At 67.7% G+C, this 19,973-nt stretch carries 19 protein-coding genes; 10 read left to right on the top strand and 9 right to left on the bottom strand.

What is annotated here, in order from left to right; all coding sequences use genetic code 11:
- From CAURIS_RS01390 to CAURIS_RS01380, 3 genes are read left to right on the top strand one after another with little or no spacing between them, the layout of a single operon-like run.
- Positions 1-492 (top strand): DUF2505 domain-containing protein, encoded by a 492-nt coding sequence (locus tag CAURIS_RS01390; RefSeq protein ID WP_290342446.1) that lies wholly within the window; start codon positions 1-3, stop codon positions 490-492.
- 9 nt (positions 493-501) lie between these two features.
- Positions 502-1,317, top strand: coding sequence for a class I SAM-dependent methyltransferase (locus CAURIS_RS01385; RefSeq protein WP_290342445.1), 816 nt, complete (start codon positions 502-504; stop codon positions 1,315-1,317).
- Positions 1,318-1,322: 5 nt separating this feature from the next.
- Positions 1,323-2,099 carry an LmeA family phospholipid-binding protein gene (locus CAURIS_RS01380; protein ID WP_290342444.1) on the top strand — a complete coding sequence of 259 codons (777 nt, stop codon included), beginning with the start codon at positions 1,323-1,325 and terminating at the stop codon, positions 2,097-2,099.
- A gap of 12 nt (positions 2,100-2,111) precedes the next feature.
- Here CAURIS_RS01380 and CAURIS_RS01375 read toward each other — a convergent pair whose 3' ends face one another.
- From CAURIS_RS01375 to CAURIS_RS01340, 8 genes are all read right to left on the bottom strand, one after another.
- The gene (locus tag CAURIS_RS01375; RefSeq protein WP_290342443.1) at positions 2,112-2,651 is read right to left on the bottom strand and encodes a deoxyribose-phosphate aldolase; all 540 of its coding nucleotides are present in this window, start codon (positions 2,649-2,651) and stop codon (positions 2,112-2,114) included.
- A 5-nt stretch (positions 2,652-2,656) separates the two neighbouring features.
- Positions 2,657-2,974, bottom strand: coding sequence for a DUF2516 family protein (locus CAURIS_RS01370; protein ID WP_435384014.1), 318 nt, complete (start codon positions 2,972-2,974; stop codon positions 2,657-2,659).
- A gap of 42 nt (positions 2,975-3,016) precedes the next feature.
- Positions 3,017-3,769, bottom strand: a complete 753-nt coding sequence (locus CAURIS_RS01365; RefSeq protein WP_290342442.1) for a CGLAU_01105 family protein — start codon at positions 3,767-3,769, stop codon at positions 3,017-3,019.
- A 38-nt stretch (positions 3,770-3,807) separates the two neighbouring features.
- On the bottom strand, positions 3,808-5,091 hold the full coding sequence (locus CAURIS_RS01360) for a DUF445 domain-containing protein (protein WP_290342441.1): 1,284 nt from the start codon (positions 5,089-5,091) through the stop codon (positions 3,808-3,810).
- Positions 5,092-5,156: 65 nt separating this feature from the next.
- A complete protein-coding gene (locus tag CAURIS_RS01355; RefSeq protein WP_290342440.1) occupies positions 5,157-5,528 on the bottom strand; it encodes a hypothetical protein in 372 nt (123 codons plus the stop codon).
- Between the two features lie 82 nt (positions 5,529-5,610).
- Positions 5,611-6,360 (bottom strand): succinate dehydrogenase/fumarate reductase iron-sulfur subunit, encoded by a 750-nt coding sequence (locus CAURIS_RS01350; RefSeq protein ID WP_290342439.1) that lies wholly within the window; start codon positions 6,358-6,360, stop codon positions 5,611-5,613.
- Complete coding sequence (locus CAURIS_RS01345) at positions 6,360-8,456, bottom strand: fumarate reductase/succinate dehydrogenase flavoprotein subunit (protein WP_290342438.1); 2,097 nt, start codon at positions 8,454-8,456, stop codon at positions 6,360-6,362. Before CAURIS_RS01345 ends, CAURIS_RS01350 begins: the two co-directional genes overlap by 1 nt.
- A 23-nt stretch (positions 8,457-8,479) precedes the next feature.
- Positions 8,480-9,253, bottom strand: coding sequence for a succinate dehydrogenase cytochrome b subunit (locus tag CAURIS_RS01340; RefSeq protein ID WP_290342437.1), 774 nt, complete (start codon positions 9,251-9,253; stop codon positions 8,480-8,482).
- Between the two features lie 369 nt (positions 9,254-9,622).
- Between CAURIS_RS01340 and ramB the strand changes: the two genes are divergently transcribed.
- Entirely contained in the window at positions 9,623-11,026 is a 1,404-nt protein-coding gene (ramB, locus tag CAURIS_RS01335) for an acetate metabolism transcriptional regulator RamB (RefSeq protein ID WP_290342436.1), read from the top strand.
- A gap of 42 nt (positions 11,027-11,068) precedes the next feature.
- Positions 11,069-11,530 (top strand): SRPBCC family protein, encoded by a 462-nt coding sequence (locus tag CAURIS_RS01330; protein ID WP_290342435.1) that lies wholly within the window; start codon positions 11,069-11,071, stop codon positions 11,528-11,530.
- Between the two features lie 69 nt (positions 11,531-11,599).
- Here the strand turns inward: CAURIS_RS01330 and lpdA are convergent, their stop codons facing one another.
- Positions 11,600-13,012 (bottom strand): dihydrolipoyl dehydrogenase, encoded by a 1,413-nt coding sequence (gene lpdA / locus CAURIS_RS01325; RefSeq protein WP_290342434.1) that lies wholly within the window; start codon positions 13,010-13,012, stop codon positions 11,600-11,602.
- Between the two features lie 200 nt (positions 13,013-13,212).
- Here lpdA and CAURIS_RS01320 point away from each other — a divergent pair, with 200 nt between their 5' ends.
- The 5 genes from CAURIS_RS01320 to rfbB all read left to right on the top strand — a co-directional run bounded on the left by CAURIS_RS01320 (position 13,213) and on the right by rfbB (position 19,691).
- Positions 13,213-14,661, top strand: coding sequence for an alpha/beta hydrolase (locus tag CAURIS_RS01320; protein WP_353959243.1), 1,449 nt, complete (start codon positions 13,213-13,215; stop codon positions 14,659-14,661).
- Positions 14,662-15,105: 444 nt separating this feature from the next.
- Positions 15,106-16,251: an alpha/beta hydrolase gene (locus CAURIS_RS01315; RefSeq protein WP_290342433.1), complete on the top strand. Its 1,146-nt coding sequence runs from the start codon at positions 15,106-15,108 to the stop codon at positions 16,249-16,251.
- Between the two features lie 24 nt (positions 16,252-16,275).
- Complete coding sequence (locus tag CAURIS_RS01310) at positions 16,276-17,520, top strand: M1 family metallopeptidase (protein ID WP_290342432.1); 1,245 nt, start codon at positions 16,276-16,278, stop codon at positions 17,518-17,520.
- Entirely contained in the window at positions 17,517-18,695 is a 1,179-nt protein-coding gene (locus CAURIS_RS01305; RefSeq protein ID WP_290342431.1) for a hypothetical protein, read from the top strand. The genes CAURIS_RS01310 and CAURIS_RS01305 overlap by 4 nt, the downstream gene beginning before the upstream one ends.
- A gap of 9 nt (positions 18,696-18,704) precedes the next feature.
- On the top strand, positions 18,705-19,691 hold the full coding sequence (rfbB, locus tag CAURIS_RS01300; protein ID WP_290342430.1) for a dTDP-glucose 4,6-dehydratase: 987 nt from the start codon (positions 18,705-18,707) through the stop codon (positions 19,689-19,691).
- The last annotated feature ends 282 nt before the right edge of the window (positions 19,692-19,973 follow it).

The raw sequence follows: 19,973 nt of genomic DNA, 5'->3' as shown, positions 1-19,973 counted from the left end.
ATGACTGCACACAGCGAAATCAGCGTCACGGTCAACCACCCGGCGCAGAAGGTTCACCAGGCGTTTACCACCAAGGAGTACTGGGAGTTCATCGCCGAGAGGCTGTCCCCGGAGCCCGGCCAGCTCGCCGACTTCACGGGCGAGACCGCCACCCTCTACGAGATCCTCCCGCAGTCCATCCTCCCCGAGGCGGCGCAGGCCATGATCTCCCAGGACCTGAAGCTCAAGCGCGTGGTCACGATCGGCTCCCTCGACGGCGATTCCGCCGAGCTGTCCTACACCGGCGACGTCAAGGGCACCCCGGTGGACTTCTCCGGCACCATTGCTCTTACCGGCGAGGGCGAGACCACCACCCTGGCCTACGACAACGAGGCCAAGGTGAGCATTCCCTTCATGGGTTCGGCGCTCGAACCGAAAGTCAGCGAGGCCCTGGAGGAGATCTTCGGCAACGAGGCCAAGCTCACCGAGCAGTGGATCTCCGAGAACCTCTAGCGCTTCACGATGGCCGATCACGCCCATAACCTGCGCGCGCAGTCCGGGCGTGGTCGGCCCTTCGGCGTGATCACCCGGGGCACCACCGGCGTCAACCGGCTGCGCCGCTCGGACCGGTGGACCCGGCACAACCCCGCCATCCAGTCACTCCTGCGCTCCGTGCCGCGCCCGCTGGCCGTCGACGTCGGCTACGGCAGCTCGCACACCACCACCGTCGAGTGGGCCCGCTGGCTGCGGCAGATCAACCCAGGCGTCGAGGTTGTGGGCCTAGAGATCGACCCTTCCCGCGTGCTCGCACCGCGCGACGGGGTGCGCTTCCAGCTCGGCGGCTTCGAGCTCGCCGGCTACCGGCCGCACCTCGTGCGCGCCTTCAACGTGCTGCGCCAGTACGACGTCGCGGACGTCCCCGCCGTGTGGCGGGCCGTCTGCTCCCGGCTCGCCCCCGGTGGCTTCTTCATCGAGGGAACCTGCGACGAGCTCGGCCGCCGCGCCGCATGGCTGCTTCTCGACGCCTCCGGGCCGCGCTCCCTCCACCTCGCGTGGGACCCGGCCGACGTCACCGCGCCCTCCGACGTCGCCGAACGCCTGCCGAAGGCGCTCATCCACCGCAACGTGCCCGGTGAGAAGATCCACGCCCTGCTTTCCGCGGCCGATAGCGCGTGGGAGCACGCCGCCGGGTGGGCGCCCCACGGCCCGCGCGTGCGCTGGGTCCACGCCCACGCCGCGCTCCGGCGCGCCGGCTGGCCGCTGCACCCCCTGCGCCGCAAGCTTCGCGACTGCACGCTGTCGATCGATTGGGCAGCCGTCGCACCCTCCGTAAGATGAAGCGCATGAAGACTGCCTGGAAAGTCACCGTCGGCGTCCTCGCCGCCCTCCTCATTATCCTTCTCCTCGCCGAGTTCGGGCTGCGCGCCTTCATGGCTGACCAGATCCGTTCCGGCGTGGCCGACGAAAGCCCCGGCGCCATGTCCGCAGGCGACACAGACGTGTCCTTCGGTTCCAGCCCCATCACCTTCGGCCTGCTGCGCGGTGCCATCCCCCACGTGAGCATCTCCACCCCGTCGACGCTGGCCGCCTCCGGGGACACCTACACCGGCCAGCCCGCGGCGACGATCTCCCTGGATAACCTCCGCGTCGAGGAGGACCGCCAGGTCGCGGACAGTTTTTCCGTGAGCACCGAGCTGCCCGACGATTACGTGCGCTCGCTTCTGCAGGAGCAGCTCGCCTCAAGCCTCGACGGCGCCTTCGGCGGCTCGCTCCTCCAGGAGCTCATCACCGTCTCCGGCGTGGAGTCCAACCCCGCAGAGGGCACCTTCACCATTGATTTCAGCGGCCGGGCTGCCTCCGTTGACCTGCGCCCCACCACCGTCGACGGGACGCTCCAGCTGGAGGCCGCCTCCACCGAGCTATTCGGCTTCGAGCTGCCCGACATCGTCGCGGAGGGGCTGACCAACGCCCTGCAGGAAAGCACGGGCGACGTCAACGCCGGTACGTTGCGCATCGGCGAGTTCACCGTCGTCGAAGGCGGGCTCCGCATCGTCGCCGAGGGCGAAAACGTTGACCTGCAGGATCTCCCCTCGGCTGTCCCCGCGCAGGAACGCACGTAGCGTGCCGGCCGGCTACGGCGCTGCCGGGTCGGCGAACACCCTCTCCGCCCCGGCCTCCATGGCCGCGATGATCGCGTCGGTGTCGCCGGGGCCCCCGTAGACGGCCACGGGTGTCTCAGCCGCGGGAACGACCTGCCCCGCCTCGACCGCGAGGGCGTCCGCTCCCACGCGGCGTGCCGCGTCGACGGCCGCCGGATGGCCGCCGGGGATGACGCCGAAGCGGGTGGGCGCGGGCACCGCCTGGCGCACCGCGATGATGTCGGCGAGCACGGCCGAGTCGTCCGCTAGCGCGGCGTCAACTGCGAGCCACACTTCCTCCGCACCGGTTTCGGCGGCGAGCCTGGCCTCCGCCGCCTTGATCACGCTGTGGTGGCGGCCGGTGGGCCAGCCAACCACCGCGATGACGGGCACCCCGAGCTTGGCCGCCGCGGCGACGTGCGTCGGTTCCACCACCACCCCCGCGGCGCGGGCAGCCGAATCAACGCGAAACGGCGGCTGGCCACCCAGCAAACTCACGCCCGCCCGGGTGGCCAGCCACTCTAGGTCGTCCACTGGGCCTACCAGCCGTAGTTGCCGCGCAGGATGTTGTTCAGCTGCGGCCTGACGTCGAAGTAGTAGACGCCGATGGCCACGGCCCCGAACCAGGCGATGAACGGCATCTGCAGCAGGCACACCACGCTGGAGCCGGCGAGGATGCCCACCCAGACCCACTTGCTCTTCCTGTCGGCGGCGTCGTAGGCGTCATCGCGCGTCGTCGCAGCCATGGCGGCGCCGACGACGCCCGCCAGGCCGACGAGCAGGAAGAGGAACCCGCGCACGAGCACGGGGATCTGGAGGATCAGCTCAACGGTGCTGAGGGGGCCAAACCCAATCACACTGCGTTCTTTCTCTCGGCGTTTTTTCTCACTGTGCGTCGGCTACTCGCCCGCGCGCTGGTCGGTGTCGTCGTCGACAACCTCGCCCTCAACAATATCGCTGTCGGTGTCGTCCCTATCGAACTGGTCGGTCACCTTGTTGATGATCTCGTCGAGGCGGGTCCGCATCTCGTTGATGGTGCCCTCTGCGTCGATGTCGGATTCCTCCGCGCGGTTGCGCACGCCCGCGACGGCCTGGTTGAAGGTCTCACGCACCTCAGAGACGGCATCCTTCAGGGCGTCCTTCGCGTCCTCCGTCTGCGGGGAGTTCGCGGTGGCGTCGCTGGCCCGCGACAGCGAGCCGGTGAGGTCGCGGAAAATGTTCTCGGCGTCCGAGGCGAAGGAGGTGGCCGCGGCGCGGAAGTCACGGTCGTTCTCGGAGGAGTTGAAGGCCTCCCGGGCGTTGTCGATCGCCGCCTTCAGCTGCTGGCCGAAGCCCTCCGCCGCCTCTTCCTTGGCGTGGGCGCCCTGCGGGCCGTCCGACTCCCGGTCCTCGCGGAACTTGTCGGCGAAGTGGCTGGCCACATTACCCAGCGCGGAACCCGCGAGCAGCCAGGCCTCGCCCGCGCTTTTCAGGTTATCCAGCAGGGAGCCGCGCTCCCCGGATTTCTCCTCGGTTTCGACGGCCTCGGGCGCGTTGGTTTCGGTCGCGTTATCCTCGCCCGCCTCTCCGCGGAACTCGGGCTTGGGCGCGTCGGGGGCATCCTCGTCAAAGTTGCCGGTGATGTCGTTGTGGGGGGTGTAATCGGAGGCCATCGTGGGGTCCCTTCGTTCAAATCGCTGGAAAAGGTTCTCTAAAAGAAAAGTATCTGGTAGCAAGTGTAGATAGCCACACCCGCGAGCGCACCAACAACCGTGCCGTTAATGCGGATGAACTGCAGATCTTTACCCACCATCAGCTCGATCTTCTCGCTCGCTTCCTCACCGTCCCAGCGCTTGATGGTTTCGGAGATGATGCCGACGATCTCGCTGGCGCCGTTTTCCGCCACGAAGCGCGTCGCCCGCTCCAGGTTCCGGGCGGCCTCGGCGCGCACATCGGGGTCGGAGACAAGCTTGCCGCCCCACTCGCGGCACAGACCGGTGATCTTTCTGCGCAGCGCCGAATCGGGGTCGCCGGCCGCCTCGATGAGCGCGCTTGAGGCCTGCTCCCACAACCCGCCGGACACCGAGGCCAACGCGTCAGAACCCAGGATGTCGCCCTTGATGCCTTCGACGCGCCGGATCATGTCCGGGTCGTACTGCAGGTCGTAGGCGAACTGCGAGATCTGGCGGCGGATCGCCCGGCGGGCCTCGTGGTTGGGGTCTTCGTCGACGTCCGCCATGAAATTCACCATCTCGCGGTAGACGCGCTCGCCGACGAGCTCCTTGGCAAAGCGGGGGGCCCAGCGCGGCATCCGCTCGTCGATCATCGAGATGATGCTGTCCTCCATGTCGTTTACTTTTCGACGCCCCCACGCCACTGTGTCGTCGACAAGCGGCTCGAGCTTTCCGTCCGCGATGAGGCCGTCGAGCGCGCGGCCGAGCGGCGGGCCCCACGCGGGTCGCGCCGCGCGGTCGACGATCTGGGTCTGGATGAGGTGCTCCGCGTCGGCCGGGTCGATCCCTCTCACCGCGCGCTCGATGAAGGCGCCGACGCGGGCGGAGACCGCCTCGGCGTTGCCGGGCTCGGTGAGCCACTGACCAACGCGGCGGGGGACGTCAGCCTCGGTAATCTTCGCCGTGATGGTGTTGGCGTTGAGGAAGTTCTCGCTGACGAACTCGCTGAGCGCCCCGGCCACCTGGTCCTTTTTGCGGGGGATGAGCGCGGTGTGCGGGATGGGCAGGCCCATGGGGCGGCGAAACAGGGCGGTCACGGCGAACCAGTCCGCCAACCCGCCCACCATGCCCGCCTCTGCCCCGGCGCGGACATAGCCCACCCAGGCCCCGGCGTCGCCGCGCGACTGCAGCCAGGAGCAGGTGAGAAAGATGACGGCCATGACGCCCAGCAGGCTCGTGACGGAGATTTTGTAGCGCCGCAGCGTCGTGCGGCGCGCCTCTTCGTCCGCCGGGGTGGGCAGCGCGAAAGCGTGAGAAGACATGACCCGATTAAAGCAGGCCCCCGCCACGAAGGCGGGGGCCTGGTCGGCGAGGCGAGGGCGACGCGCTAGTTCACGCGGCCGGTGCGCTCCCGGTACTGCCGGTAGCCCTTGCGGCCCGCGAAGAGAAGGCCGAAGCCAAGCACGAGCGTGATGGCCACCTCGGCGAGCCCCAGAATGAGCAGGGTGTCGCCGATCTGGTCCTGCGTGCCGTTGCCGTACAGGTTGAGCCCGACGCCCCACACGGACAAGCCGATGCCGAAGAGCGCGGCGAGGATGAAGCCCATGCCGACCCACAGCTTGCGGGTGTGCAGCGAGGAGTGGGGCGCGCCCAGCGAGACCGGGTCGTAGCCCTCGATGTAGGAGTCCTCGATGCGTGCCTCGTAGTCCGGGAAGGACTCCTCGCGGATGTCCGCCACGGTTTGGTTGGAGTTAGCCATGTCGCTCGCTTCCTTCGTAAGCCTCGTCAAAAGGGGGTATCTCTGTCCCAGTATATGGCACCCGGGAGCGCCGCCGGGGGGATTAGTCGTCGCCGCCGCGGAACGCCGCGCGGGCGCGCTCGGCGTTGATCGCGCCGACTGCGTCCAAGGGGATACCCGCCGGGCACACGTCGGCGCACTCGCCGTAGAGGGAGCAGTGGCCGAAGTTGGTCTCCAGCTCGTCCACCATCTGGCGGGCGCGCTTGCCGCGCTCCTGCTTGCCCAGCGGAAGGAGCTTGAGGTGCTTCAGCTTCGCGCCGGTGAACAGGTGCGCCGCGCCGTTCGGGCAGGCCGCCACACAGGCGCCGCAGCCGATGCAGGCGGCGTAGTCGAGCGCGAGCTCGGCGTCGTGGTGGTTCACGTGCAGGGTGTCGGCGTCGGGCGCGGTGCCGGCGGCGACGGAGACGTAGCCGCCCTGCTGCATCACGCGGTCGAGCGCGGAGCGGTCGACGGCGAGGTCCTTGATCACGGGGAAGGCCCCGGAGCGGAACGGCTCGATACGCAGGGTGTCGCCGTCCTTGTAGTTCGTCAGGCGCTGCAGGCAGGCGGTGGTGTTCTCGCCGGCGCCGTGCGGGCGGCCGTTGACGGTGACGCCGCAGGTGCCGCAGATGCCTTCGCGGCAGTCGGAGGCGAAGGTAAAGGGCTCCTTGCCTTCCTCGACGTACTTGTTGTTCACGTGGTCGAGCAGCTCCAGGATCGACATCTGCTCGACGGCGTCGTCGACCTGGACCGTCTCGTAGCTACCTTCAGTATCGGGTCCGGCCTGACGCCAGATCTCAAGTGTCAGTTTCATTACTTGTAGTTCCTTGCCATCAGAGGGATCGAATCGAAGTGCAGGGGCTCGGCGTGGCGGATGAACTCGCCCTCGCCGGCCGGCTCCCAGGCGGAGACGAAGCACCAGTTTTCGTCGTCACGCTGCGCCTCGCCGTCCTCCGTGAGGTGGTCGAGGCGGTAGTGGGCGCCGCAGGACTCGTCGCGGTCGAGGGCGTCGACGCACATGAGCTCGCCGAGGTTGATGTAGTCCACCAAGCGGATCGCGGCCTCGAGCGTCTGGTTCATGTCGTTCGCGCTGCCCGGGATGGAGATGTTGGCCCAGAAGTCCTCGCGCAGGGCGCGGATCTTCTGCAGGCCCTCCTGGAGGCCCTCGACGGAGCGGGACACGCCGCAGTGCTCGTAGAGGATGTCGCCGAGCTGCTCGTGGAAGTACTCCGGGCCGTGGGGCTCGGGGCCGGCGACGCTCATGAGACGCTCGATCATGTCCTGGGCGCGCTGGACGGCCTCCTGGGCCTCCGGCGAGTCGTCGTCCGGGGCGGCCTCACCGAGGTGGTCCGCCAGGTAGTTCGGGATGGTGAACGGCAGGGTGAACCAGCCGTCCACCGAGGCGGATAGCAGCGAGTTCGCGCCGAGGCGGTTGGCGCCGTGGTAGGTCCAGGAGCACTCCCCGGCGGCGAAGAGGCCGTCGATCGAGGTCATCTCGTTGAAGTCGGTCCACAGCCCGCCCATGGTGAAGTGCACGGTCGGCGCGATGCGCATCGGGGCCTTGTACGGGTCCTCGCCGGTGGAGTCCTCGTACATCTCGAAGAGGTTGGAGTAGCGCTCGCGGATCGTGTCCTCGCCGAGGCGCTCGATGGCGTCGGTGAAGTCGAGGTACGCGGAATTGTGCAGCGGGCCCACGCCGTAGCCGGCGTTGAGCTGCTGGGAAATCGCGCGCGAGGCGACGTCGCGGGGCACGAGGTTGCCGAAGGCCGGGTAGCGGCGCTCGAGGAAGTAGTCGCGCTCTTCCTCGGGGATCTCGTTCGGGTCGCGGTCGTCTTCCTTTTCCTTCGGCGTCCAGATTCGGCCGTCGTTACGCAGCGACTCGGACATGAGCGTGGTCTTCGCCTGCCACTTGGCGTTGACCGGCAGGCCGGTCGGGTGGAACTGGATGAAGCAGGGCGAGGCGAGGTAGGCGCCGCGCTCGTAGGCGCGCATCATGGCGGAGGAGTTGGAGTTCTTCGCCAGAGTCGTCTTGTGGTAGACGTTGCCGTACCCGCCGGTGGCGAGGATGACGGCGTGGCCGGTGAACGGCGCGATCTCACCGTTAATGAGGTTGCGCGTGACAATGCCGTTGCAGTGCTTCTTGCCGTCCTTCTCGGTGATGATCAGGTCCATCAGGTCGTGGTGGGTGAAGATCTCCACGTTGCCCAGGTGGATCTGGCGCTGCAGCGCCGAGGCGGTGGACAGCTGCAGCTGCTGGCCCGTTTGGCCGCGGGTGTAGTAGGTGCGCGAGACCTGCACGCCGCCGAAGGAGCGGGTGGCCAGGGTGCCGCCGTACTCGCGGGCGAAGGGGGCGCCGATGGCGTTCATGTGGTCGATGACGCGGACGGACTCGACGGCCAGGCGCCAGCAGTCCGACTCGCGGCAGCGGTAGTCGCCGCCCTTGACGGTGTCCTTGACGTGGCGGTACGCGCCGTCGTTGTCCACCTTCTTGCCGCGGGCGGAGTTCACGCCGCCCTGCGCGGCGATGGAGTGCGCGCGGCGCGGCGCGTCGTGGTAGGTGAAGACCTTGACGTTGTAGCCCAGCTCGCCGAGCGCGGCAGCCGCTGCGCCGCCGGACAGGCCGGTGCCGACCACGAGGACGGTGAACTTGCGGCGGTTGAGCGGGGAGACCAGGTTCATGTGGTCCTTCTGGTACTCCCACATGTCCTTCATGCGGACCTCGTGGCGGTTCGGCTCCGCGTTGTCGAGGATCAGACCGGGGGTGACGCCGGGGACGATGGAGTCGGGCTGACGGAACGCCTGGGGGGCGCCGGCGGCGGTCGCCTCGGTGGCCTTGGGCTGCTGGGACTCCTGCTGGGCCCCCTGCTGCGACTCCGAGCCGGAGCCCTGCGGGTTAATCGATGTAGTCATGTGAATGTTCTCCTAATCAGCCGTTACCGCTCGAAGTTGGGGACCCAGCCGAGCATGATCGCGATCGGCATGACGACGTTGCCGAGCACGACAATCGCCGGGAGGATGTAGGCGAGAATCACCATGATCGCGTGGCCGCGCTTGCCCAACCACCCGAGGTCGGAGACCGCGAGGTAGATACCGTGGGTCAGGTGCAGCAGCAGCGCGAGGTTGGCGACGATGTAGACGACGGCGACCCACCAGCGGCTCGGGTCGAACGTGGCGATGAGGTTGTTGCGCACCGCGCCGTGGACGAACTCGTCGGAGGCGACGACCTCGCCGAAGGTCATGTCGAGCAGGTGGAAGATGATGAACAGCAGCAGGATGACGCCCGTGATGATCATCGAGCGCGTCGCTGTGGACTGCCAGCCGCCCATCAGGCCCGTGCGCTTGAACTTGCCGCGGGAGCGGGAGGAACGTGCACGCAGCGCGAACGCGCCGTAAATGTGCAGGACCAGGGCGACCAGCAGGACGATGCGGATCACCCACAGGAGAACGCCCTCCGGGAGCAGCGGCGCACCCATAGTGCGCAGGAACTCGGCGTACTCGTCGATGGGGGCGACGCCGTTGCTGTGCAGCGGCATGAAGATCTTTAGGTTGCCCACCATGTGGCCGAGGACGAACAGGCCGAACAGCAAGCCCGTAATGGCCATGGTGAGCTTAATCGCCCACGTCGGGAAAGACGGCTGCTCGCGTAGCGGCTTTTCAGTAATTTTTCCGTGACGAACTGCGTCACGCTCTGCGTTTTGAACAGTCATGGCACCTCCAGTGTCGTACATACCTTACGAAATGCTGCCGAGCTTCACCTACTTCTCCGCGCCCGGCGAACACCTGCCGCGCGCCGCGAACACCGACAGCGGCACACGCCCCCAGCGCCGCCCGAGGCCACTCCCAGCGTTTTCCGAGCACTCGTCCCCGGCGTGCCCCCGGCTTAGCCCAAAGTGTGACCTTAATCACTACGTGCGGGCGCGTATGGCCCCCGCCCCTTCCTCCACCCCAAAGGGTGTCAATCTTTCGTCTGTTAGGTTCGACTAACCCCGTGGCCTGTGGCGATGCGCCTGCGAAGACTTTTCAGGCGCCTTCGCACATTGCGTGCCGGCCCCGCCCGGGGGTGGTTAGATAAAGCCATGTCCAAGACCTACGTGGGTTCGCGGCTGCGGCAGCTGCGACGCGAGCGCAACCTGAGCCAGGCCTCGCTGGCGGCCGCCCTCGAGCTCTCCGCCTCCTACGTCAACCAAATAGAGCACGACGTGCGCCCGCTGACGGTTCCCGTGCTCAAGCGGATCACCGAGGCCTTCGGCGTCGACGCCACGTTCTTCTCCCGCGACGACGACTCGCGGCTGCTCGCCGAGCTCAAGGACGTCGTGGAAGACCAGGAGCTGGGGACCCCCCAGATCGAACTGCAGGAGCTTTCGGAGCTGGTCTACCGCCACCCGTCTGTCGCGCGCACGGTCGTGGAGATGCACCGCCGCTACAGCAACGCGCGCGACAAGCTCACCCTGGCCACGGACTCGCGTGTCTCCTCGGCCGAGAGCCTGTCCATGCCGCACGACGAGGTGCGCGACTTCTTCTACTCCCGCCAGAACTACCTGGACGACCTCGACCACGCGGCGGAGTCCCTCGCCGAGGCGATCGGCGTCGAGCGCTTCGGCATCCACACCACCGAACGCGAGCTCACCCGCCGCATCTCGCGCGAGCACGGCATCGAGGTGAGCACGACCCCGTCGACGGAGGGGGTGCTCCACCGCCTCGACATCGACCGCGGCGTGTTGTCCCTGTCGCCCATATTGTCCTCCGGCCAGCGCGCCTTCCGCATCGCTTCCGAGCTCGGCTACCTCGAGGCAGGTTCGCTTATCGACGCCCACGTCGCCGCCGAACCCTTTTCCACCGAGACCTCGGCGAACCTTGCCCGGCGCGGCATCGCCTCCTACTTCGCCGCCGCGACCTTATTGCCCTACACCCTCATGCACTCCGAGTCGGAGCGCCACGGTTACGACGTGGACTACCTCTGCCACGTCTTCGGCGTGGGCTACGAGACGGTCGCCTCCCGCCTGTCCACCCTCCAGCGCGCGAACATGCGGGGCGTGCCCTTCACCTTCGTCCGCGTCGACCGGGCGGGAAACATCTCGAAGCGCCAGTCCGCCACCGGCTACCACTTCTCCACCTCGGGGGGCACCTGCCCCCTGTGGGGAATCTACGAGTCCTTCGCCCGCCCCGGCGAATCCGTGCGGCAGCACGCCATGATGCCCGACGGACGCACCTACCTGTGGGTGGCACGCGCGGTGCGCCACCACCGCTTCCAGTTCAACGAGACGGAAAAGCTCTTCGCCATCGGCCTCGGCTGCGAAACCCGCCACGCCGACCGCACCATTTACGCACGGGGCCTGCCGCTGCACGACGTCTCTCAGGCCACCCCCATCGGCGCCGGCTGCCGCGTCTGCCCCCGCGAGCACTGCCCGCAGCGCGCCTTCCCCTCCATCCAGCACGGCATCCAGGTCGACCCCCACACCACCTCCATCGCGCCCTACTAAGAGAGCCCACCGGCGTATGCGTTTTTCTCTACACTGGGCGCCATGACTGAGACAAAGAACACCGTAAACCGAGTCATCGACGCCCCCGCCGACCAGATCTTCGACCTTCTCTCCAACCCCGAGCGCCACCCGGAGACCGACAACTCCGGCATGGTCGTCTCCGCCGACCAGGCGGAGCGCATCAAGGGCGTCGGCGAGATCTTCACCATGAACATGACCAAGGACGGCGGAGACGACTACCAGACCCGCAACGAGGTTTTCGCCTTCCAGGAAAACAAGGTCATCGGCTGGAAGAACCTCGAGAACATCACCTCCGACGTGACGGTCGGCGCCAAGTGGCTGTACGAGCTCGAGCCGGTTGACCCGGACCACACCCGCGTGGCCCTGACCTACGACCGCTCCGAGATCGCCGACGACAGCCTGCTGCCCATGACCGAGCAGTTCAACGACGACTTCCTCGAGACCAGCCTCGACGCCGTCGCGGCCGCCGTCTCCGGCAGCTAACGTCGCCCGAACGCACAGAAGGAGCTCACCGGATCGGTGAGCTCCTTCTTTCGTCGTCAAGCACAATGCCTACATGTTGATCATGTGGCCCTCGATGCCGTGTGCGACCTCCTTGAGGGCCTCGGACAGCGTCGGGTGGATGTGGATGTTGCGGGCGATCTCGCTGGCGGTGAGGTCGAAGCGCTGCGCCAGGGTGATCTCGGGCAGAAGCTCGGAGACGTTCGCGCCGACGAGGTGGGCGCCGAGGATCTCGCCGAACTCGGCGTCGGCGACGAGCTTGGCAAAGCCCTGGGTCTCGGCGAGGCCGACGGCCTTACCGTTGGCCGAGTAGGGGAAGGTGGAGACCTTGATCTCGCGGTCCGGCCACTTCTCGCGGGCCTGAGCCTCGGTGTAGCCCATGGAGGCGACCTGCGGGTTGCAGAAGGTGGCGCGCGGGGTCATCAGGTAGTCCTCGATGAGCAGGGTCTCCTCGCCCGCGATGACCTCGGCGGCGATAATGCCCTGCGTCTCGGCGACGTGGGCGAGCTGCAGCTTCGCCGTGACGTCGCCGATGGCGTAGATGCCCTCGACGTTGGTGCGCATGCGCTCGTCGATCGCGATGGCGCCGCGCTCGGTGAGCTCCACGCCGGTGTTTTCCAGGCCGTAGCCCTCGGTGCGCGGAGCGAAGCCGACGGAAATCATGACGCGGTCGACGGTGAGCGTCTCCGTCTTGTCGGAGTCGTTCTTCTGCACGTCCACCTCGACGGAGTCGCCATTGTCGCGCACCGCGGTGGTGGCGTGGCCCGTCAGCAGCTTCACGCCAAGCTTCTTGTACGCCCGGGCGATCTCCTTGGACACGTCCTTGTCCTCGTTCGGCAGGACGCGGTCCATGTACTCGACGACGGTGACCTCAACGCCGTAGTTGGCCAGCACGTAGGCGAACTCCATGCCGATCGCGCCAGCGCCCACGATGACCATCTTCTTCGGAGCCTCGGGGTTGAGGATCTGCTCCTCGTAGGACACGACATTGTCCGACAGCTCGATGCCCGGCAGCGTGCGCACCACGGAGCCGGTGGCGATGATGCAGTTGTCGAAGGTGACGGTCTTACCCTCGTCCTCACCCTCGGTGATCTCGATGGTCTTGGCGTCCTTGAAGGAGCCCAGGCCGTTGATCTCGGTGATCTTGTTCTTCTTCATCAGGTAGTGCACGCCGCCGACGATCTTCTCGGAGACCTTCCGGGAGCGCTTGTGGGCGTCCGCGTAGTCGAACTCCACCTCCCCCTTGATGCCGAAGGTCTTGGCGTCATGCTTAAAGATGCTGGCAACCTCGGCGTTTTTGATCAGAGACTTCGACGGGATGCAGCCGACGTTCAGGCACACCCCGCCCCAGTACTTCTTCTCAACAACGGCGACTTTCTTCCCCAGCTGTGCAGCGCGGATAGCGGCGACGTAGCCACCAGGGCCCGCGCCGACGACAACAACGTCAAAATGTTCGTTACTCACGCCCCCCAGAATACGTGCGTATCAGCCGCCGTGGCGGGGCTGCGGGGAATTGTATTCCCCGCGCGGGGGTTTTTACCCCCTTCGCACTGCAATGTCGCGGGCTTCTGGCAAGATATCCCAAGAGATTGCCTCGCTTCTGTCGGCGGGCAGCCAGCCGATCAGCCATCTAGCCAACCACGAAAACGAGCAAAGCGATTCACATGAAGATCACACGCCCTGTCATCGCCGGTGCCGCCGCCATCGCCATCGCAGCCGGCGCCGTCCCCGCCGCCGCTCACCTGTCCGCGGAGCCCCTGAGCGAGCCCACGGTCGCCTTCGAGCAGGCCGGCCTGAACCGCGCCGCCGACGCGGGCTTCGCCGCTGCGCTTGAGACCCCGCCTGCCCCCGCGGATCCTGCAGCGTCGGAGGAACCTGCCGAGGGCGAGCAAAAGGACGGCGGCAAGGCCGGTGCCGCCCTGAGTCCCAACCGTCCCTCCGCAGCGGTTCCTGGTGCACGGGTGCGCGCTACCGCCGCGCCCGCAGGCAGCCCCGCCGCCGGGCAGGCTCCCGCTCCCGCGGAGGGTGCGTCCGCACCCGCGGACGATGCTGGTTCGAACGATGCCGCCCAGGGAACCGTTCAGAGCCCCGTCAAGGCGCTGACTGCCGCGCCGGTCGACTACAACAACAGGCCGCAGAGCTGGTTCAACACGGTGCAGCGGGCGGACCACTGGGAGGCGCTGGCCGTCCCCTCCCCCGCCATGGAGCGAGGCATCCCGGTCGCCGTGCGCCGGGCCACCGACGCCGCGGGTAACCGCGTGCAGGACGCGCCGACGGTGTACCTGCTCAACGGCGCCGGCGGCTCCGAGCAGAACACGGACTGGATCGCCCAGGCATACAACCACGTGGAGCAGACCTTCCGCGGCCAGGGCGTCAACGTTGTCATCCCGATGGAGGGAGCCTTCTCCTACTACGTGGACTGGGTGAGCGAGCCCGAGGTGAACACCTACTACAAGGGCAAGCAGCTGTGGTCGACGTTCTTGGGCGACGAGCTGCCCCAGGCGATCGAGCCGCACCTGGGCGCCAACGACAAGCGCGCCGTGGTCGGGTTCTCCATGTCCGCCACCTCCGCCCTGCTGCTGGCGGAGCACAAGCCCGGCACCTTCGACGCCGTCGGCGCCTTCTCCGGCTGCCCGGCGACCTCCACGCCGCTGCCGTGGTTTGCCACCCAGCTCACGCTCAACCGCGGCGGGGCGACGCCCGAGCAGGTGTGGGGCCCGATGGGTTCCGAGCTCAACCGCCACAACGACGCCTTGGTCAACTCCGAGAAGCTGAGGGGCACGGCGCTGTACGTCTCCAACGCGTCTGGCCTTGCGGGCGAGACCGACCTGCTGGGCTACCACCTCAACGAGGACGGGACGAACTTCCCGGTGGCCTCCGCGGCGGCGGCGACGCTGCAGGTCGAGGGCGGCGTCATCGAGGGCGTGACCAATAGCTGCACGCACGACCTGACGGCGAAGCTGGATAGCCAGGGCATCGAAGCGAACTTCAACTTCCGTAACACCGGCACGCACTCCTGGCCCTACTGGTTGGAGGACCTCTCGCAGTCCTGGGTCCAGACCATCGGCCCGGCGCTGACCGGCCGGAGCGCCGCAGAGCTCGGCCCGAAGTAGGCCCGCCCGAGGCACGAAAAACCGCCCCCGTCTGGGGGCGGTTTTTCAGTTTTACCGGGTGGTTTAGAGCAGCCCCAGGCCGACCGCGACCGTCGACGAGGTCGAGGAGCCGAGGTGGATGAGGTGGCCGAGGGCCTCGTTGATCTGCAGCTGGATCTGCTCAATCAGGTTCATGGGGTATCCCTTCTGGGTTGGGGGTGGGTAGTGAACTAGGTACGGCTGCTCATTCGCCGTGGGCGGAGTAATTGTTACACAGCGAAGGAGACACCGCTAGTAACAATTTTCACATAAGTAACAGTAGTATGTGTACACGGGGTCGAACTCGACACCGCTTTCAGATACATTAACTCCGGTGCCCCACCCGGCTCACAAAACGTTTGGCGTCGGCTTGCTGCGGGGCTGGAAAGAACTGAAAACCATCTACGTGAAGGATGTACCCGCCCCATGAGCATCAAGCGTTCGGTCCTCGCAGTGGCCGCTACTTTCTCCCTCGCCCTCGGCACCGCGCCGGCCGTGGCCCCCACCTTCGCCACCGCCGCGGGCCCCTCCGTGGCCAACGCCCAGGAGGGCGTCGTCAAGGCCTGGGACGCCCCGAATGACCCGCCCCTGGTGGTGGGCACCTCCAGGCCGCAGGCCTGGGTCCAGCAGGTCGACCACCAAAACGTCCTGTCCTACAAGGTGTACTCGCCCTCGATGGGCCGCGACATCCCCGTCGCCGTCATCCCGGCCACCGACGCCGAGGGTCGGCGCGTGGCCAACGCCCCGATCATCTACCTGCTCAACGGCGCCGGCGGGGCGGAGCAGGACGCGGACTGGCTGACCCGCTTTGGCACCCGCGACTTCTTCAAGGGCAAGGGCGTCAACGTGGTTGTCCCGCAGGCCGGCGCCTTCTCCTACTACACCGACTGGGTCCGCGACGACGTGCAGTCCATGTACATCAACGGCCCGCAGAAGTGGGAGACCTTCCTCACCCGCGAGCTGCCTGGCCCCATCGAGCGCACCCTCAACGCCGACCAGCGCCGCGCGATCGTCGGCTTCTCCATGTCCGGCACGTCTGCCCTGGTGCTACCCACCCACAACCCGGGCTTTTACGACGCCGCCGCCTCCTTCTCCGGCTGCGCAGCCACGGCCTCCCCGCACGCGTACAACTACGCGCGCCTGACCGTCAACCGCGCCTCGGGCAGCGGTGACTTCCGCACCGTGACCCCGGAGATGATGTGGGGCCCGATGGGCGGGCCGTACAACGGCTACAACGACGCGCTGGCCAACGCCGAGAAGCTCCGCGGCACCGCGCTCTACGTCTCCACCGGCACCGGCCTGGCCTCGGAGACCGACATGGTCGGCTTCCTCGCTGGCCAGGGCATCCCGCCGGCGGTCGCCTCGATCGGCGCGGCGCAGCTGCAGATCGAAGGCGGCGTGATCGAGGCCGCCATCAACCAGTGCTCGCACGACCTGCGCGCGAAGCTGAACAGCCTGGACATCCCGGCGCACTACGAGTTCCGCAACACCGGCACCCACTCCTGGCCGGTGTGGCGCGAGGACATTCAGAAGGCGTGGTTCACCACCATCGCCCCGGCCTTCGGCATGTAGGGCCCCGCGAGTAGACTGTCCCGGGTGACGTCCCACAGGCTGCGCTCCACCCCGATCCCCGGTACCCGCGACGAGTACACGGGGGTCGAGTTCAATCTGGGGTTCCATGTCACCCACTACCACCTGGACATGGACTACAAGGTCGGGCCGAACCGCCTGGCCGCGACGGCCACGTTGACCTTGAACAACTGGCGCGACCTGGAGCGCATGACGCTCGATTTGGACGAGAACATGAAAGCCCGCCGGGTCGAAGCCTCGGGCGGTATCGCGGTCGCCTCCTTCCGCCAGTCGGGGGGCAAGCTGCGCATCCGTTTCGCCGAGGCCGTGCCGGTGGACTCCGAGTTCACCCTGAGCATCCGCTACCAGGGCAACCCTGGCACGAAGCCGACCGCGTGGGGCGCACTCGGGTGGGAGGAGCTCGACAACGGCTCGCTGGTGGCCAACCAGCCCAACGGCGCGTCCGCGTGGTTCCCCTGCGACGACACACCCGACGAGAAGGCGACCTACTCCTTCGACATCCGCACTGACCGCGACTACACGGCGGTGACGAACTTCACCGCGGCGCCGATGGCCACCTACCTCGCGACCGTCCAGGTGGGCCAGTACTCCCGCCACCGCCTCGGCCCCGACACCTACGCCTGGCTGCCCGCCGGGACGAACCCGGGTGATGTGGCCGCGCAGCAGGAGATGCTCGACTTCTTCCGCGACACCTTCGGCCCCTACCCCTTCGAGCGCTACGAGGTCGTGGTCACCGAAGATCCGCTGGAGATCCCGCTGGAGGCCCAGGGCATGGCGATCTTCGGCAGCAACCACCTGAGCGGCAACGAGCGCCTCATCGCGCACGAGCTCGCCCACCAGTGGTTCGGCAACTCCCTCGGGATCGCGCAGTGGAACGACATCTGGCTCAACGAGGGCTTCGCCTGCTACGCGGAGTGGCTCTGGGCGGAGTACAAGGGCGCGCCGATCGACTCGCTCGTGCGCGAGCACTACGACCGCCTTCCCGCCCCGCGCTTCCCTCTCGGCGATCCCGGCGCGCGGCACATGTTCGACGACGAAGTGTACAAGCGCGGGGCCATCACGCTGCATGCTTTACGACGCCACATCGGCGACCAGGGCTTCTTCGCCGGGCTGCGCGACTACGTGGCCAACAACGCCCACGGCGTGGTCGAGCCCCGCGACCTGATCGCGGCGCTGGCCCCCCGCGCCGACGGCGTCGAGGAGATCCTGGACGCCTGGCTCGGCCACGCCGCGCTGCCGGAGTGCCCGTGAGGAGCCTCTCCTTCGCCACCCTCTTCGCCGCCGTCTCCGGCTTCGTCGTTTTGTGGGTGGCGCAGTGGGCCCTCGACGCCGACACGGACTACCGCTACTTCGCGGCGTTCTGGGGCCTGTTTTTCGCTTCCGCCGGGCTTATCGACGGCCTGACGCACGAAACGACCCGCGCCGTCGCCTCCGCCGGCGAGTCCGGGCGCACCGGCAGCGCCCGGCCGTGGCGCTTCGCCGGCTGGCTCGCCGCCGCGGCCGTCGCCGCCGGCGCCGTGGGCGGGGCCCTGTTCATGCCCCACGTGGTGCCCTCCGCCCCGGGTGCCGCAACCGGGCTTTTGGTGTTCGGCCTGGCCAGCTACGTCGCCCAGGCGACCCTGTCGGGCGTGCTCAGCGGCACGCGCCTGTGGGACCGCTACGCCGGGCTGGTGGCGCTCGACTCGGGCGTCAGGCTCGTGCTCGCCCTGGTGGCGTGGTGGGCCGGGTGGGGCCTGGGCGCCTTCCTGCTCATCACCGTGATCGGGGCGGCGAGCTGGGCGGTGTTCGTGCGCCGCGGGCTGCGCGGCGCGGTGGACGTCGACAAGCGGGCGTTTGCCCGCCGCGTCGGCTCGGCGATGCTCGCCTCGGGGGCCTCGGCGGCGCTGATCACGGGCTTTCCCACGGCGGCGAACGCGGCGTTCCCGCTGTCTGAGGGCGCGGCCGTCTCGGCGATCATCAACGCCGTGATCCTCACCCGCGCCCCCGTCCTCGTGCCGCTGCAGCGCTTCCAATCCGCGCTGGTCGTGCGCTTCGTGGACCGCCGCGAGAGCATCTACCGGGCGCTCGGCGCCCCCATTGGTGCGGTGCTCGGGGTGGGGGCGGCGGGCTTCGTCGCGGCGTGGGCGTTCGGCCCGTGGATCCTGCGGCTGGCGTTCAAGCCGGAGATGTTCGTGCCTGGCCCCACCCTCGGGGCTCTGACCTTCGCCTCGGCGTTCATGGGCGCGCTCATGATCACCGGCATCGCGGTGCTGGCGCAGGACAAGCACGCCTGGTACGTCGCCGGCTGGGGCGTCGCCTCCGTCGTGGCGTTTAGCCTCATGTTCGCCCTGCCGTTCGACGTCGCGACGACGGTGATCGTCGCCCTCGTCGTCGGGCCCCTGGCGGGCGCGGCCGTCCACGCCGTCGGCCTGACGCGGGCCGTATAGTTACACGGCATGGGAAGAATGCTCGTCACGGGAGGCGCCGGGTTCATCGGCTCCAATTTCGTGCGCCTGGTGCGCGAGCGCGGGGTGGCCGAGGTGGTCGTGCTCGACGCGCTGACCTACGCCGGCAACCGCACCAACCTCGACGGCTGCGACGTCGAGTTCGTCCACGGCAGCGTGACCGACTCCGCGCTGGTCAACGACCTGGTGGCCCGCTGCGGCACGGTGGTGCACTTCGCGGCGGAATCCCACAACGACAACTCTCTTGCACAGCCTTCCCCCTTCGTGCACACGAACCTCGTGGGCACGTTCACGCTGCTCGAGGCCGTGCGCGCCCACGGGGCGCGGCTGCACCACATCTCCACCGACGAGGTCTTCGGCGACCTCCCTCTCGACGGCGACGAGGCCTTCACCGAGGACACCCCCTACAACCCCTCAAGCCCCTACTCGGCGACGAAGGCCGGCTCCGACCACTTGGTACGCGCGTGGATCCGCAGCTTCGGCATCGATGCGACGATCTCGAACTGCTCGAACAACTACGGCCCCTACCAGCACGTGGAGAAGTTCATCCCGCGCCAGATCACCAACCTCCTCACCGGGCGCCCCGCCAAGCTCTACGGCAGCGGCGCCCAGGTGCGCGATTGGATCCACGTCGACGACCACAACGACGCCGTGCTTACCATCCTCGAGCGGGGACGAAGCGGGCACACCTACACCATCGGGGCCGGACCCAGCCGCACCACCAACAAGCAGGTCGTCGAGCTCATCTGCGAGATCATGGGCGGCGAGTACGTCCACGTGGCCGACCGGCCAGGCCACGACCAGCGCTACGCCATGGATGCCACGAAGCTGCGGCGCGAGCTGGGGTGGAGCCCGCGCTACAGCCCCACCATCCGTGAGGGCTTAGAGCGCACCATCGCCTGGTACTCCGAGAACGAAAGCTGGTGGCGGGGCGTGAAAGAGGGCGTCGAAAAGCGGTACGCGCAAAACGGGCAGTAGAAGGCGCTAGGAGTAGCGCAGCAAGGCAACTTCTTTGCTGCCCTCCTCCCCGAACTCGTGAACCTCCTTGTCCACGATGATCTCAGCTTTAGGGTCGATCTCCGTACCCGGCTGTGTACCATCAGGGCACGCATTGATGCTCCGCGGGTCAAACCACTCCACATGCGGTTTTGCGTCTTGTCAAGGTTGAAGGTGCCGCCGCCTGTTTCTTTGATCAAGGCCCGGTAGTCGTCGGGTAATGTCCGGCCGATGGCATGCTCGATTGCGGTGAGGCGGGCATTG

This window comes from Corynebacterium auris (genome assembly GCF_030408575.1).
Lineage (GTDB): Bacteria > Actinomycetota > Actinomycetes > Mycobacteriales > Mycobacteriaceae > Corynebacterium > Corynebacterium auris.
Note: the sequence above shows the minus strand (reverse complement) of the source record. Positions and strands in the feature narration are given on the sequence as shown.

Coding starts and splice junctions, on each gene's coding strand:
- CAURIS_RS01390 (WP_290342446.1), top strand. CDS start 1: ATGACTGCACACAGCGAAATCAGCGTCACGGTCAACCACCCGGCGCAG.
- CAURIS_RS01385 (WP_290342445.1), top strand. CDS start 502: ATGGCCGATCACGCCCATAACCTGCGCGCGCAGTCCGGGCGTGGTCGG.
- CAURIS_RS01380 (WP_290342444.1), top strand. CDS start 1,323: ATGAAGACTGCCTGGAAAGTCACCGTCGGCGTCCTCGCCGCCCTCCTC.
- CAURIS_RS01365 (WP_290342442.1), bottom strand. CDS start 3,769: ATGGCCTCCGATTACACCCCCCACAACGACATCACCGGCAACTTTGAC.
- CAURIS_RS01360 (WP_290342441.1), bottom strand. CDS start 5,091: ATGTCTTCTCACGCTTTCGCGCTGCCCACCCCGGCGGACGAAGAGGCG.
- CAURIS_RS01355 (WP_290342440.1), bottom strand. CDS start 5,528: ATGGCTAACTCCAACCAAACCGTGGCGGACATCCGCGAGGAGTCCTTC.
- CAURIS_RS01350 (WP_290342439.1), bottom strand. CDS start 6,360: ATGAAACTGACACTTGAGATCTGGCGTCAGGCCGGACCCGATACTGAA.
- CAURIS_RS01345 (WP_290342438.1), bottom strand. CDS start 8,456: ATGACTACATCGATTAACCCGCAGGGCTCCGGCTCGGAGTCGCAGCAG.
- CAURIS_RS01340 (WP_290342437.1), bottom strand. CDS start 9,253: ATGACTGTTCAAAACGCAGAGCGTGACGCAGTTCGTCACGGAAAAATT.
- ramB (WP_290342436.1), top strand. CDS start 9,623: ATGTCCAAGACCTACGTGGGTTCGCGGCTGCGGCAGCTGCGACGCGAG.
- CAURIS_RS01330 (WP_290342435.1), top strand. CDS start 11,069: ATGACTGAGACAAAGAACACCGTAAACCGAGTCATCGACGCCCCCGCC.
- CAURIS_RS01320 (WP_353959243.1), top strand. CDS start 13,213: ATGAAGATCACACGCCCTGTCATCGCCGGTGCCGCCGCCATCGCCATC.
- CAURIS_RS01315 (WP_290342433.1), top strand. CDS start 15,106: ATGAGCATCAAGCGTTCGGTCCTCGCAGTGGCCGCTACTTTCTCCCTC.
- rfbB (WP_290342430.1), top strand. CDS start 18,705: ATGGGAAGAATGCTCGTCACGGGAGGCGCCGGGTTCATCGGCTCCAAT.